Consider the following 14,182-nt stretch of genomic DNA (forward strand, 5'->3'; position numbering starts at 1 on the left):
ATGGCGAGAAAGAAAGAATTAACTGGAAAACAAAAAGCGGCCATTCTTCTCATCTCTTTAGGTCCGGACGTCTCGGCACAGGTTTACAAGCATTTATCTGAAGAAGAGATAGAAAAGCTCACGCTGGAAATCGCAGGAGTAAGAAAAGTGGAGCAGGAACAAAAGGAAGAAGTACTTGAGCAGTTCCATCAGCTGGCTATTGCCCAGGACTATATTACCCAGGGCGGAATAGGATATGCAAAAGATGTTTTAGAAAAAGCACTCGGTGGAGAAGAAGCCAATGCTATTATTAACAGGCTTACTTCTACACTTCAGGTAAGACCATTTGATTTTGCAAGAAAAGCCGATTCCATGCAGATTTTTAATTTTATCCAGAATGAACATCCACAGACGATTGCACTGGTTCTCTCCTACTTGGACAGCGAACAGTCCGGACAGATTTTATCAGCGCTGCCACAGGAATTACAAGCAGACATTGCAAAAAGAATTGCTGTAATGGACAGTACATCACCAGAAATTATTCATGAAGTTGAGTCTATTCTGGAAAAGAAACTTTCATCTACTGTCACCCAGGACTTTACTGAAGCCGGCGGAATTGAATCAGTAGTAGAAGTGCTGAACAGTGTAGACCGCAGTACTGAGCGTACTATTCTTGATGCACTTGAAATACAGGATCCGGAATTGGCAGAAGAAATTAAGAAAAGAATGTTTGTGTTTGAAGATATTGTTACATTGGATAACCGCTCCATACAAAGAGTTATCCGTGACGTGGAAAATGCAGATCTGCAGCTTGCACTGAAAGTAGCGAGTGACGAAGTGAAAGATATTGTATTTAATAATATGTCGCAGAGAATGTCAGAAACTTTCAAAGAAGAAATGGAGTTTATGGGTCCTGTCCGATTACGGGATGTGGAAGAAGCCCAGACACGCATTGTATCCATAATTCGAAGACTTGAGGAAGCTGGAGAGATAGTCATAGCTCGTGGTGGAGGAGATGACATTATTGTCTAGACTTATTAAATCTTCATCAATTAATGAAGCTGCCGATAACCGAAAAATTATAAAAGTGAGATCATTACAGCAGAAGAACAGTGATGTTAAGAGTGAAGCCGCCGCAGCTGATGATCGGGTTTATACAGATATAAATGAAGAAGAAAAACGTATCAGAGAGCTTGAGGAGAAGCAATCGCTGCTTCAGGAAAAAGAAGCTGCATTTGCTGTCTGGAAGAAAGAACAGGAAGAATTTATTAAGTCCGAAGCGGAAAATGCCTACCATTCTGCAGCAGAGGAAGGTTTCCAGAAGGGTTACCAGGATGGAATTGATGAAGCACAGAAACAAGTTGACGAATACCTGCGTAAAGCTTCTGAAATAGTAGATCTGTCTCAGTTGGACTATCAAAAACGGATTGAAGAAGCAGAACCCGTAATTTTAGAGCTGGCTCTGAAAATTTCAGAACAAATAATAGGAGAGAGTCTCCAGTCAGATAATAAAAAGTGGGTTTCTCTTGTTAAACAGGCAGTAAACGAAGTGCGGGAACAGGATCCGATCAAGATTTATGTCCACCCTTACTGGTATGAAACAACATTAAATCAGCAGGAAGAATTAAAAGAGGCAGCCATGCATGCAGCTGAATTAACAATTTATCCTGATGGCCAGCTTTCAGAAAATGGTTGTGTAATAGATACTCCTTTTGGAAAAGTAGAAGCTACTGTAGATATGCAATTGGCTGAGATAAAAAGGTTTCTCTTTGAAAAGCTGAAAGAGGGTGAGTCTGATTAACGTAGCAGAACTTAAAAACGTAATATCAGACTGCAGGCCTTATAAACACTACGGAAAGGTAAGTCAAGTAGTAGGATTAATGATCGAATCTCAAGGGCCGCAGGCTTCAGTTGGAGACCTTTGCTCCATTATCGTTTCAAAACATAAAAAAATCCTTGCAGAAGTGGTAGGTTTTCGTGATCAGCAAGTTCTGCTTATGCCTTATGAACGAGTGGAGTCTATTGCTCCGGGAAGTTTAGTGGAAACATGGAATCATCCACTGGAGATTAAAGTAGGGATGAATATGATTGGCGCAGCAGTAGACAGCCTCGGTCGTCCTTTTGATTCCTCCGTGGAAACAACAGGCTTTCGTTCCTACTCTACCGATAATGACCCTCCAAATCCAATGACAAGGCCCCGGATACAGGAAGCGCTTAGTTTAGGGGTAAAAGCAATTGACGGATTGTTTACTGTTGGTAAAGGGCAGAGAATGGGTATTTTTGCTGGAAGTGGAGTAGGAAAGAGCACCTTAATGGCGATGATTGCTAAAAATTCAGATGCTGATATAAACGTAATCGCTTTAATCGGTGAGCGGGGCAGAGAAGTAAGAGACTTTATTGAACGCGATCTTGGAACTTCCGGTATGGAAAATACTATCGTAGTAGTTGCCACATCTGACCAGCCGGCATTAATGCGGATTAAAGGAGCTTTTACTGCTACTGCAATTGCTGAATACTTCAGAGAACAAGGTTTAAGTGTGAATCTGATGATGGACTCTGTTACGCGGGTGGCGATGGCACAAAGAGAAATCGGTCTCGCTATAGGGGAACCACCTACCACAAAAGGATATACACCTTCTGTGTTTGCTTTACTCCCGCGTCTCCTGGAAAGAAGCGGAATGAGTGAGAAAGGTTCGATTACAGCTTTTTATACTGTGCTGGTAGATGGGGACGACATGAACGAGCCTATTGCAGATACAGTAAGGGGAATACTTGATGGGCACCTGGTGTTAGATCGGAAACTGGCGAATAAAGGGCACTTTCCAGCAATTAATGTACTGCAGAGCATAAGCAGAATAATGAGTGATCTTACAGAAGATCCCCATCAGCAGGCAGCTGACAATATGCGCCAGGTAATTGCTACTTATACTGAACAGGAAGATCTAATTAATATAGGTGCTTACAAAAAAGGTTCCAACCCCCAGGTGGACAATGCTATAAAAGAATATCCGGCAGTAATGTCATTTTTAAAACAAGCTAATAACGAGCACTATAATTTCATGAGAACTACAAGTGAAATGGTGGAATCTTTTAGCGGGGGGCCAGAGGGATGAGCTTCAGGTATTCACTAATTAAAGTATTGGAAGTAAAAGAATATGAAAAAAGAAATGCGGAACATATATATTCGGAAGCAGTACAGCATTTTGAAGAAACTGCAACAAAACTGTATGAAATACTTCGCAGGAAAGAAGAGTTAATTAAAAAATCTGAGAAAGACCTTATTACCGGATTGTCTGTTCATTATATTCAACAAAGAGAAAAAACAATTTCTTATTTGGAAAAAGAAATTGAAAAACTTCAAATTTTAACAGATAAATCAAGAAGAAATATGGCAGATAAAGAAAAATATTTATTTACAAAAGCAATTGACGTAAAAAAATACGAAAAAATGAAGGAACTGGAAAAGAAGAAGTATGAAGATAATGTAAAAGTTACAGAACAGGCATTTCTAGACGAGATTTCAGTGCAGCAGTACGTGAGAAAATAAAAACGGGTGAATATATGACTAAGCAAAAAGAAAAAACACAAAACAAATTTCAAATCATTTTTATGATTGTAATTATTCCTCTCGTATTTGCACTTATTTTAGCCGTAGTAATGCTTTATTACTTAGGTTTTAATGTAGGAGATACTGTCAGGGATTTAGCTTCGAACCTGCCATTTGTGGAATCGGAGCAGGAAGATGAAATTGATGAAGAAGAGTATTTAGCGCAGCTCGAATTTGAAAATGAATCCTATGCACAGAGAATTCAGGAATTAGAAAGAGAGCTGGAGGCTGCAACTTCCGAACTGGCAGGTATAGAAGAGGAACTTAGTGCGGTGGAGAATGAAGAAGAGGAAGATGGAGAAGAAGCTGACCAGGCGCTGGCAGATTTCAATGATGTTGTCAGAACATTGTCCGAAATGACTGCCTCCCGTGCTGCCAGTATTATTGAAGAGCTTCCGGAAGAACAGGCTGTGCTGTATTTACGAGGCATGAATGTAAATACAAGGGCAGAAATTTTGAGCCGGGTGGATGCAGAACTTGCAGCCTCTATATTAAATCAAATTTCTAATTAGTTAAATTTAAAAGGAAAGGAGGTGAAAAATTGATAAACGTATCGAATATACAGGCGCAGTTCCCAAAAGAAAACCTTTCACAAGGGGACATTTCAGCTGCAGATCCGACAGGCAGTAAACTGAATTTCAATAATATTTTCAGTTCTCTGCAGGTGATAGAAAGCGAAACAACGCTTCCTTCGGAGGAAAAAAACGAAGAAGAGATTGAAATAACTTTCCATAAGTTGATTGAGGCTTTACAAAGCGAAGAGCTGGAAAACATTTTTCTTGATGAAGCCGTGCTGGAAGAAGAAGAAAACAAAGCATTTCTAAAAGAAATTCCAACAGAATTAAGCGAAGAAGTTGAAATATTATTTGATGAAAAAGTATCAATTGCAACGCTTCTTGATAATTTCAAAGACAATAAAACAGCTCCTGAGCTTTTAGCATTAGCTCTTCAAATGTCTAAATCAGATGAAACTTATGAATTAAGTGAGCCTGAAAAAAATAATTTTAAAAATTTAATTGAATTTCTTCTTCCTGAATTAGATAAGCTATTAAGAACAAGTGACCAAAACTTTACTATGCAGGAACTTAAACAATTGGTTTTTGAAATTGCCCCCCAAGTCTGGGTGAGTGGAAACCAACTTACGCATCTGCAGCAGCTTTCTGGACAAGATCTTTCTTTATTACTGGAGAAAGAAATCCGGGGTAAGGATAATCTGTTCACAAAACTGCCGGTGGCTTCAGGCGCTTCAGCACAAGATAAGCTTTTGTTTCCTATGGGGGTAAACACCCGCATGTTTATGGAGGGAGATAAAACAATTAACCTGCAGAACGGCTTAAAAAATCAATTCTCAACAAAGCCTGTTACGGAAATTTTGCGAAATGCTGCAGAGTCAGTTCAACATCAGACTAACACACAGCAGCACAGTGTACCTTTAGTTCAGCAGCAGCTATTTACCCAAATGTTTTCTCAGCAGCCGGTTATGGCACAGGAGAACAATAAAGCTTCTCAAGAGGCACTTATCCGGCAGTTTGAAAATCTTCTGTCAAAAAGTAATTTCCAACAATTGCAAAATGGGATTCAGCAGCTGACTGTAAAGCTTCATCCAGCAAGTTTAGGGAGGCTGGATATCACAATTCAGCAGATTAATGGGGTAATGACTGCAAGGCTGCTTACTTCCACCAATACTGCGAGGGAGTTAATGGAAAGCCAGGTCCATCAATTAAAACAGGCATTCCAGGGGTCGAACCTTCAGGTAGAGCGTATAGAAATAACGCAGCAGCAGACGCAGTTGTGGAAGGATTCACAGGAAGAACAAAAGCAGAAACAGCAGACTGAGGAGGAACTTTTAAAGGACGAAGAACCGGACTCAGAAGAAGAAACTTTGAACTTTGCGGATTTTTTAGCTGAAACAATCGATACCGAGGTATAAGGGAGGGATAGAAAATGCCGATTCAATCAAATCTAGGACCATCACAACCAATTTTTTATGAGGACTATGTACAGCAAAAAAAGAACAAAGCACCAGGATCGGATTTAGATAAAGATGCATTTCTAAAAATATTGCTGACACAGCTCCAGCACCAGGATCCTATGAATCCTATGGAAGATAAAGAATTCATTGCGCAGATGGCACAATTTTCAAGTCTGGAGCAAATTACGAATCTTAATGAAACCATGAAGAAAATGTTCGAACAGCAGCAAAAGTCAGATTTCGTCTCTCATAGTGATTTAATTGGTAAAAAAGTAGAATACGAACATGTTGCCAAAGAAGCGACAGAAACAGAGCCTGCCCAGACTGAATTACGGGAAGGGATTGTAACTTCGGTAGTGTTTCATGAAGGAAAAGCGCAATTCATCATTGATGGAGACGCCAGGATTAAATCAGATAAGTTATTCTCTGTAAGTGAAGGTTCCTAAGGAGGTATAGGATGAGCATGAAAATAATGCCGCATCATCTCCAGCAGCCACTACCGAGACCTTTAAAAACAACACAGTCCTCCAAGCCGCAGCAAGCTGAATTTCAAAATGTTTTAAAGGAACGCTTGAACGATTCAATTAAAATCAGCAGACATGCAGAAAAGCGAATGGAAGAAAGAGGGATTCACTTGCCGGAACAAACTTGGCAGGAGATGACAACTAAGATAAAAGAAGCACATAAACGTGGAGTAAACGATTCTCTTGTCTTAACAAATAGTGCAGCTTTTGTAGTCAGTGCAAAAAACGAAACAGTAATTACTGCGATGAACAGGGAAGAAGCTTCTGAGCAGCTTTTTACCAATATAAATGGAGCAATTATTTTAAAAGACTGACTGGACCGAAAGGAAGTCAGGGATCTGCGGATTGAAGGAAGCAGGTCCGCCAATTTGAAGGGAGACTATATAATGTTACGTTCACTATATTCAGGTATCGGCGGAATGAATAATTTTCAAAACAAACTAGATGTCATTGGTAATAATATCTCTAATGTAAACACTTCCGGGTTCAAAAAAGGTAGAACAACATTTAATGATCTTGTTAGTCAGCAGATGCAGGGAGCAGGAGCTGCTGCAAATGGAAGAGGGGGAACGAATCCTCAGCAGATCGGTCTGGGGGGCGGAATGTCAACTATTGATACCATTAATACCCAGGGGTCTCTGCAGTCTACGGGTAGAAATTTAGATATGGCAATTTCAGGTGATGGATTCTTCATAATCCAGGATGGAGATGAACGATTCTTTACAAGAGCAGGTAATTTTTACCTAGATAGTGAAGGGACCCTAGTAAATGGCGATGGGAAAAATATATTAGGCATTGATGAACAGAATATTACTATCCTTGCAGGATCTGACGGACCAAACGGATCAACTCTCGAAAGCTTTAACATAGCTCCTTCAGGGGAAATTAATGGGGTTTATTCCGATGGTACCACAGCAGTAATCGGCCAATTAGCTTTAGCGAACTTTGCAAACCCAGGTGGACTAAATAAAGCAGGAAATAATACTTATACAGTATCAGCCAACTCAGGTGATGCACAAATAGGTACAGCAGGCACCGGCGGCAGAGGAAACCTTGTCGGTTCAACACTGGAAATGTCGAATGTTGATTTATCTGCAGAATTCGCAGAAATGATTGTTGCGCAGCGAGGGTTTCAGGCAAACACACGAATGATAACTACTTCAGATGAAATTTTACAGGAACTTGTCAACTTGAAACGTTAATTCAGAGCTCCGGTTCTGAAGCAGAACCGGAGCTCTAAACTTCGTTCTTAAAATTAAGGAGGAGAAAGTAAAATGCCCGGGTGGAATTTATGGTAGAACTTACTAAATTAAATGATCATACTTTTACGTTAAATGCATTATATATTGAACAGATCCAAGCTTTTCCTGATACAACAATTACACTAATTAACGGTAAAAAAATAGTAGTAAAAGAATCTGAAGAAATACTAACAGAATTAGTTAGTGAATTTTACAAAAAAATCGGTTTAGCTCCTTCTCTATCTTCTATTAATACGAAAAAGAAGGAGGAATAATAAATGTTTAAAAACAGGTTATTAAATATAATGCTCATCATCCTGGTGGCTTTAACTTTAATAGGAGTCATAGCTTTTGTACTCTATACACAATTTTTTGAAGAAGCAGAAGCAGATACAGATATACAGCCAACGATTGAGGAAGTCGTTGCCCGTTCAATAGAAACAGAAGAAATTACTACAAACTTACTTACAAATCAGATTATCCGTTCGTCCTTTGTTCTTGAAGGAGAACATGAAGATGCCAGAAGTGAGCTGGAAATGCGTAATTTTCAAGTAGAGAATATTATTATCGCTGAACTGTCTGATATGAGTGCTGAAGATTTCCGGGGATCAGAAGGAATCAGGACCCTGGAAAACAATATACGGGAACAGCTCAATGAAATTATGCAGGAAGGCGAAGTGGTTCAAGTGTATATGAACCAAAAAGTAATTCAATGATGATTCAGCCGCAGCTGTTAAATCAAGTGAGGTGGGACAAAAATGGCTGATGTACTCTCACAAAGTGAGATAGATGCACTCCTCTCTTCATTATCTACAGGTGAAGTGGATGCAGACGAATTAAAAAAAGAAGAAAAAGCGCAAAAAATAAAATCTTATGATTTCAAAAGAGCGTTAAGATTTTCAAAAGATCAGGTCAGATCAATTACGAGAATACATGAAAATTTTGCCCGCCTGCTGACAACACAGCTTTCGGCTCAATTGCGCACTTATGTCTCAATTCAGGTAGCTTCCGTAGATCAGCTTCCTTATGAAGAGTTTATCCGCTCAGTTCCCAAAATGACCATATTGAATGTCTTTGAACCATATCCCTTAGAAGGCAGACTTGTGATGGAAATGAATCCAAACATTGCTTACTCCATGCTAGACCGGATGCTCGGCGGTAAAGGTGAACCGTATAATAAAGTTGAAAATTTAACTGAAATTGAAACTAAAATTATGACTCAGCTGTTTCAGCGGACACTGGAAGTATTCAGGGAAGCCTGGATATCTGTAGAAGAATTTGATCCCATGATGGAGGAAATCGAAGTGAACCCGCAGTTTCTTCAGCTCGTTTCACCTAATGAAACTGTGGTGGTCATTTCTTTCTCCACTACTATCGGAGAAGCATCCGGTATGATAAATATCTGTATTCCGCATGTAGTCATTGAAAGTATTCTTCCTAAACTATCTATTCACCTTTGGATGCAGGAGAAACAGAAAGAAAGAGATGATGGAGAAGTAGCTAAGCTGGAAAAACACTTAAAGCATGCTGCTGTCCAGCTGAAAGTAGAATTAGGAAAATCACAAATTACAGTCCAGGATATGCTGCATCTGGGACCGGGGGACACCATCGAATTAAAACAATTAATTGATGATCCACTAATTACTAAAGTCGGAGATTCGGTGAAATATAAAGTGCAGCCGGGCAAAGTTAAAAACCATCTTGCCGTACAAGTCACCGAGGTTATTGAGGGGGATTATTATGATGAATGACGATATGTTGTCACAGGATGAAATAAACGAACTTTTAAATGGTATGGATGCAGGGGATGAACCGGAAGCTGATGAGCCGGAACTTGAAGATTACCTGGATTCTATCGAAGAAGACGCTTTAGGAGAGATAGGAAATATCTCGTTTGGCAGTTCTGCTACAGCTTTATCAACGTTGCTGAACCAAAAGGTGGAAATTACTACACCTACTGTCCATTTAGTAAAAAGAGAAAAGCTTGCAGAAGAGTTTCCCAAACCGCATGTAGCAATCTCTGTTGAATACACTGAGGGATTTGAAGGGTTAAATCTTTTGATTATCCGTTCAAAAGATGCAGCTATCATCGCTGATTTAATGATGGGTAATGATGGAACTGATGTCTCGGAAGAGCTGACTGAGATGGAAATCAGTGCAGTCCAGGAAGCGATGAATCAGATGATGGGATCAGCTTCCACCTCTATGTCGACAATATTTAACCAGAAAGTGGATATTTCGCCTCCGGGGATTCAGGTAATGAATTTGTCTGAAGATCCCGAAAGTGTGCAAATTCCGAATGAAGAAGTTTTAGTGCAGATTGCCTTCAATTTAAAAATTGGAGACTTGATTGATTCAAAAATCATGCAGATGTTTACTGTAAGTTTTGCGAAAGATATGGTTCAAAAATTGATGAATCCGGGTGGGTCAGAAGAAGAAGAAGAAAGTTTTCCGGAAACGATGGAAAAACCATCTGAAAACAGTGATTCTCCACCACCTGACTACAAAGAACCTGTATCGGATGTAACTGCAGGTTCTCCAGCTGGACCTCCCAAAAGTGAGAGAGTGGAAACTCCACAGGTTCATCATACCGGAGGCCGGCAGTCGGAAGAGCGGAATGTCAATGTACAGCCCGCAGCTTTTTCTACTTTTGACGCACCGCAGTTAAATGAACAGGAATCGAAAAATCTGGACATGCTGATGGAAATTCCTTTAGAAGTAACTGTGGAGCTTGGGAGAACGAAAAAATCTATTAAAGAGATACTTGAGTTTTCCAAAGGATCCATTATTGAACTTGATAAGCTTGCCGGAGAGCCGGTAGATATACTTGTGAATCAAAGATTAATTGCAAAAGGCGAAGTAGTTGTCATTGATGAGAACTTCGGTGTCCGGTTAACAGAGATAGTTTCAAAAGAAGAAAGAATTAAAAACTTAAGATAATTAGAAAAAGGGGAGTACGACTATGGCTACAAGAGTTTTAATTGTGGATGATGCAGCATTTATGAGAATGATGATTAAAGATATTTTACAAAAAAATAATTTTGAAATAGTAGGAGAAGCAGGAGATGGCGCACAGGCACTTGAACTGTACAAAGAAAAATCTCCGGATCTCGTTACTATGGACATTACAATGCCGGAAATGGATGGGATTACATCTTTGAAAGAAATTAAAAAACACGATCCAAATGCAAATGTAATTATGTGTTCGGCCATGGGACAGCAGGCAATGGTAATAGATGCAATTCAAGCTGGAGCAAAAGATTTTATCGTAAAACCATTCCAGGCAGATCGTGTGCTGGAAGCTATCAATAAGACATTAAGCTAGAATACTTTTTTATGAGGTGGGTCAGCGTGAGAATAGTAATATACAGCATTCTTCTTCTTTTTCTTTTTAGTTTCACAGCCTACGCTGAAGATGACAGCTATGGGGAATCAGACCGCAGCGTAATTGAAGGGCTGGGGGAAGAAAACTCTCCGGAAGAGGAAGGGACATTTTTTTTCGACGAAAATGAAACAGAAGAAGAAAACGAGGCAGTAGTTGGCGGAGATCAGGGCCCTAATTTAATAGGATTAACTCTTCAGCTGATATTAGCTTTGGGCGTAGTGTTATTTCTCATTTATGGCCTGCTCAAATTTATGAATAAAAGAGCAAGAAGTTTTTCCAGTCATCAAACCGTGCAGTCAGTAGGCGGCGTGGGAATTGGAACGAATAAATCAGTGCAGCTTGTACGCGTGGGGGAGAAACTTCTCGTATTGGGAGTAGGTGATTCTGTTTCTTTATTAAAAGAGATCGATGATCCCCAAGAGGTGGAAAAAATGCTGCAGGCAGAGCAGCAGACAGAATTAATTAAGCCAAAACAAGCGCTGGAAGCCTGGTTTTCAAATAGGAAAAACAAAGAAAATCCTTATGCTGATAATGATAAAAACAGGTTTCAATCATTGTTATCAAAAGAGATGACAGATGTGAAAAAGTCACAGGAAAAAGTGCATTCTACGCTTGAGGAGAAAGATAGATGATATTAGCCTTTTTAGAAATTCCAGCGCTCGATATTTTTAGTGAGGATACTGAAAATCTTACTTCTACGATTCAGCTTGTATTAATTTTAACCGTATTATCTCTTGCTCCGGCAATTCTTATACTAATGACCTGCTTTACGAGAATAGTAATTGTATTATCTTTTGTTCGATCAGGACTTGCCACCCAGCAGATGCCTCCGAATCAGGTAATTGTCGGGCTGGCTTTATTCTTAACATTTTTCATAATGGCTCCAGTATTTTCTGAAGTAAATGAAACTGCACTGCAGCCAATGTTCGAGGGTGAAATGAGCCAGGAAGAAGCTTTTGAAGCCGCAGCAGTGCCAATGAAATCTTTTATGGCTGAGCATACAAGAGAAAAGGATCTTGCTTTATTTATGGGTTATGCAGGAGAAGAAAGGCCGGAAACTTTAGAAGACATTCCATTAACTTCTTTAGTCCCAGCTTTCGCAATCAGTGAATTAAAAACAGCATTTCAAATAGGATTTATGATTTTTGTTCCTTTCCTGGTCATCGATATGGTAGTTGCCAGTGTATTAATGTCAATGGGAATGATGATGCTCCCGCCAGTAATGATTGCACTTCCATTTAAAGTGCTGTTATTCGTGATGGTGGATGGCTGGCATTTAATCGTACGATCACTTTTATTCAGCTTTTAGGGGGAGTCAGACATGAGTCAGGAAATGGTACTTGGTTGGGCGGAACAAGGTGTTTTTATAACTTTATTAATTGCAGCACCGCTTTTGATAACAGCGTTGGTAATAGGTCTGGGAGTAAGTATTTTTCAGGCTACTACACAAATTCAGGAGCAGACGCTTGCTTTTATTCCGAAAATTGCAGGAGTTATGTTAGCACTTATAATATTTGGACCTTGGATGCTTACACAACTGCTGACATTTGCCGAGTCAATTTTTAGTAATCTGCATCAGTTTATCGGGTAGCAATGGAATTTTTAGAATGGTTCCCCGTATTTATGCTGATTTTGGTTAGAATGTCTGCTTTTATGCTGACACTCCCCTTCTTTTCGCACCAGAGAATCCCTGGTCAATTAAAAATAGGAATAGCAGTATTTATGACCTGGATAATTTTTTTCACTGAAGACTGGCCTGTTCTGGAAATAAATTATGAATTCTTTTTGTTAATTTTAAAAGAAGCACTTATTGGTCTGACAGTAGGACTTATCGCAACAATAATTTTTTATGCTATCCAAATTGCGGGCGGTCTGATGGACTTGAAGCTTGGGTTTTTAATAGCAAACGTAGTAGATCCACAGACAGGGACGCAGTCTCCGCTGTTAGGAAGCTACTTATATACGTTTTCTCTTCTGTTTATTTTAGCTATTGATGGTCATCACCTTATGATTGATGGAGCATTTTACAGCTATCAGTTTGTTCCAATAGATCAGCTTTATCTGCCTTTTGGTAATGAAGCAGTAATGGAGCACGTTGTTACTAGTTTTAACACAATGTTTATTATTGCTTTTCAAATGTCTATGCCGGTGGTAGGTTCTATTTTTCTTGTAGACGTGGCGTTGGGTATGATCGCCCGAACCGTCCCGCAGGTAAACGTTTTTGTAGTGGGTCTTCCGCTGAAAATCTTTCTCGGTCTGATCGTCATGTTTCTTACGATGGCGCCCTTCTTTATGCTTGTAGAATACATGATGGAGGTCGTAATTGAAGCTATGCGTACATTAATGCAGCTTTATGGAGGAGTCGGATAAAATGTTTCTTAAGCTGGATTTGCAATTTTTTGCGCAGGAAAAAACAGAAAAGGCTTCTCCTAAAAAGCGTAAAGATTCGCGGACGAAAGGGCAGGTTGCTAAAAGCACGGATGTAAATACGGCATTTATTTTAATGTTTGTGTTCCTGCTGCTGTGGCTTTCTGGAAGTTTTATTACAGGAAAAATGTTTGACATGGTTACTTTTACATTTACTGATTATTTATTGATGGAATTAAATGAAGAAAATCTCCGCTCCATGTTTTTAACTTTTACAATGCAGGGGATTATTGCTACAGCTCCAGTGATGCTTGCAGCCGGTGTAGCCGGTGTAGCAAGCAACCTTCTTCAGGTAGGTGTGCTGTTTGCTCCGGAAGCAATAAAAGCAAAGCTTGAAAAAATTGATCCGATTAAAGGATTTAAGCGAATATTTTCAGTTAGAGCACTTGTAGAATTTTTAAAATCAATGCTGAAAATTGCCTTAGTTGGCTTGGTAACAGGTGCTGTAATGTGGTTTTTTATTGACGATTTACTGCGTCTGGGTCTTTACAGTATATATGATGGAATGATTTTAATTGGAAATATGATCATTATTATGGGACTGGCGGTCGGTTTTCTTCTGATCTTTCTTGCCATACTTGATTATATGTACCAGAAATATGATTTCGAAAAAAATATCCGGATGTCCAAACAGGACATGAAGGATGAATATAAAAAAGCGGAAGGGGACCCTTTAATTAAATCTAAAATTAAAGAGAAACAGCGTCAGATGGCAATGAGCCGGATGATGCAGGAAGTCCCTAAAGCAGATGTTGTAATTACAAATCCTACACATTATGCAATAGCTTTGAAATATGATGACCACAATATGGAAGCTCCTGTAATTACTGCAATGGGTGTCGATTATATTGCTGTGAAAATTAAAAATACTGCTAAAAACAATAATATTGTAATGGTGGAGAACAGACCGCTCGCAAGGGCGCTGTATGCGCAGACAAAAATCGGGGATCAGGTGCCTGAAGATTTATTTAAAGCTGTTGCTGAAGTTTTGGCCTACGTCTACCGCATGCAGAGAAAAATATAGTATTCGCAAAAATGAAGGAGAGA

The 14,182-nt window shown here is 39.4% G+C and carries 19 protein-coding genes; all 19 read left to right on the plus strand.

Features of this window, described 5'->3' with window-relative positions; genetic code table 11:
• On the plus strand, window positions 1–1,011 hold the full coding sequence (fliG, locus tag BLP92_RS01630) for a flagellar motor switch protein FliG (RefSeq protein ID WP_090839945.1): 1,011 nt from the start codon (window positions 1–3) through the stop codon (window positions 1,009–1,011).
• The gene (fliH, locus tag BLP92_RS01635; protein WP_175444143.1) at window positions 1,004–1,780 is read left to right on the plus strand and encodes a flagellar assembly protein FliH; all 777 of its coding nucleotides are present in this window, start codon (window positions 1,004–1,006) and stop codon (window positions 1,778–1,780) included. The genes fliG and fliH overlap by 8 nt, the downstream gene beginning before the upstream one ends.
• Complete coding sequence (fliI, locus tag BLP92_RS01640; RefSeq protein WP_090841040.1) at window positions 1,776–3,092, plus strand: flagellar protein export ATPase FliI; 1,317 nt, start codon at window positions 1,776–1,778, stop codon at window positions 3,090–3,092. The genes fliH and fliI overlap by 5 nt, the downstream gene beginning before the upstream one ends.
• Window positions 3,089–3,526, plus strand: coding sequence for a flagellar export protein FliJ (gene fliJ, locus BLP92_RS01645; protein WP_090839949.1), 438 nt, complete (start codon window positions 3,089–3,091; stop codon window positions 3,524–3,526). Before fliI ends, fliJ begins: the two co-directional genes overlap by 4 nt.
• A 14-nt stretch (window positions 3,527–3,540) precedes the next feature.
• Window positions 3,541–4,098, plus strand: a complete 558-nt coding sequence (locus BLP92_RS01650) for a magnesium transporter MgtE N-terminal domain-containing protein (RefSeq protein ID WP_090839951.1) — start codon at window positions 3,541–3,543, stop codon at window positions 4,096–4,098.
• A 29-nt stretch (window positions 4,099–4,127) separates the two neighbouring features.
• On the plus strand, window positions 4,128–5,516 hold the full coding sequence (locus tag BLP92_RS01655; RefSeq protein WP_090839953.1) for a flagellar hook-length control protein FliK: 1,389 nt from the start codon (window positions 4,128–4,130) through the stop codon (window positions 5,514–5,516).
• 14 nt (window positions 5,517–5,530) lie between these two features.
• On the plus strand, window positions 5,531–6,004 hold the full coding sequence (flgD, locus tag BLP92_RS01660; protein WP_090839955.1) for a flagellar hook assembly protein FlgD: 474 nt from the start codon (window positions 5,531–5,533) through the stop codon (window positions 6,002–6,004).
• Between the two features lie 11 nt (window positions 6,005–6,015).
• Window positions 6,016–6,396: a TIGR02530 family flagellar biosynthesis protein gene (locus BLP92_RS01665; RefSeq protein ID WP_090839957.1), complete on the plus strand. Its 381-nt coding sequence runs from the start codon at window positions 6,016–6,018 to the stop codon at window positions 6,394–6,396.
• 72 nt (window positions 6,397–6,468) lie between these two features.
• On the plus strand, window positions 6,469–7,284 hold the full coding sequence (gene flgG, locus BLP92_RS01670) for a flagellar basal body rod protein FlgG (protein ID WP_090839958.1): 816 nt from the start codon (window positions 6,469–6,471) through the stop codon (window positions 7,282–7,284).
• An 89-nt stretch (window positions 7,285–7,373) separates the two neighbouring features.
• Entirely contained in the window at window positions 7,374–7,598 is a 225-nt protein-coding gene (locus BLP92_RS01675; RefSeq protein ID WP_090839960.1) for a flagellar FlbD family protein, read from the plus strand.
• Between the two features lie 3 nt (window positions 7,599–7,601).
• Entirely contained in the window at window positions 7,602–8,039 is a 438-nt protein-coding gene (fliL, locus tag BLP92_RS01680; RefSeq protein WP_090839962.1) for a flagellar basal body-associated protein FliL, read from the plus strand.
• 42 nt (window positions 8,040–8,081) lie between these two features.
• Window positions 8,082–9,074 (plus strand): flagellar motor switch protein FliM, encoded by a 993-nt coding sequence (gene fliM / locus BLP92_RS01685; RefSeq protein ID WP_090839964.1) that lies wholly within the window; start codon window positions 8,082–8,084, stop codon window positions 9,072–9,074.
• Window positions 9,064–10,263, plus strand: a complete 1,200-nt coding sequence (gene fliY, locus BLP92_RS01690) for a flagellar motor switch phosphatase FliY (RefSeq protein ID WP_090839966.1) — start codon at window positions 9,064–9,066, stop codon at window positions 10,261–10,263. The genes fliM and fliY overlap by 11 nt, the downstream gene beginning before the upstream one ends.
• 22 nt (window positions 10,264–10,285) lie before the next feature.
• On the plus strand, window positions 10,286–10,648 hold the full coding sequence (locus BLP92_RS01695) for a response regulator (protein ID WP_090839968.1): 363 nt from the start codon (window positions 10,286–10,288) through the stop codon (window positions 10,646–10,648).
• Between the two features lie 26 nt (window positions 10,649–10,674).
• Window positions 10,675–11,340, plus strand: coding sequence for a flagellar biosynthetic protein FliO (locus BLP92_RS01700; protein WP_175444144.1), 666 nt, complete (start codon window positions 10,675–10,677; stop codon window positions 11,338–11,340).
• Entirely contained in the window at window positions 11,337–12,017 is a 681-nt protein-coding gene (fliP, locus tag BLP92_RS01705; protein WP_090839972.1) for a flagellar type III secretion system pore protein FliP, read from the plus strand. Before BLP92_RS01700 ends, fliP begins: the two co-directional genes overlap by 4 nt.
• 12 nt (window positions 12,018–12,029) lie before the next feature.
• Window positions 12,030–12,299, plus strand: a complete 270-nt coding sequence (fliQ, locus tag BLP92_RS01710) for a flagellar biosynthesis protein FliQ (protein ID WP_090839974.1) — start codon at window positions 12,030–12,032, stop codon at window positions 12,297–12,299.
• A 2-nt stretch (window positions 12,300–12,301) separates the two neighbouring features.
• The gene (fliR, locus tag BLP92_RS01715) at window positions 12,302–13,078 is read left to right on the plus strand and encodes a flagellar biosynthetic protein FliR (protein WP_090839975.1); all 777 of its coding nucleotides are present in this window, start codon (window positions 12,302–12,304) and stop codon (window positions 13,076–13,078) included.
• Between the two features lies 1 nt (window position 13,079).
• Window positions 13,080–14,159 carry a flagellar biosynthesis protein FlhB gene (flhB, locus tag BLP92_RS01720; RefSeq protein ID WP_090839977.1) on the plus strand — a complete coding sequence of 360 codons (1,080 nt, stop codon included), beginning with the start codon at window positions 13,080–13,082 and terminating at the stop codon, window positions 14,157–14,159.
• The last annotated feature ends 23 nt before the right edge of the window (window positions 14,160–14,182 follow it).

Source organism: Alkalicoccus daliensis, from assembly GCF_900103955.1.
Taxonomy (GTDB): domain Bacteria; phylum Bacillota; class Bacilli; order Bacillales; family Salisediminibacteriaceae; genus Alkalicoccus; species Alkalicoccus daliensis.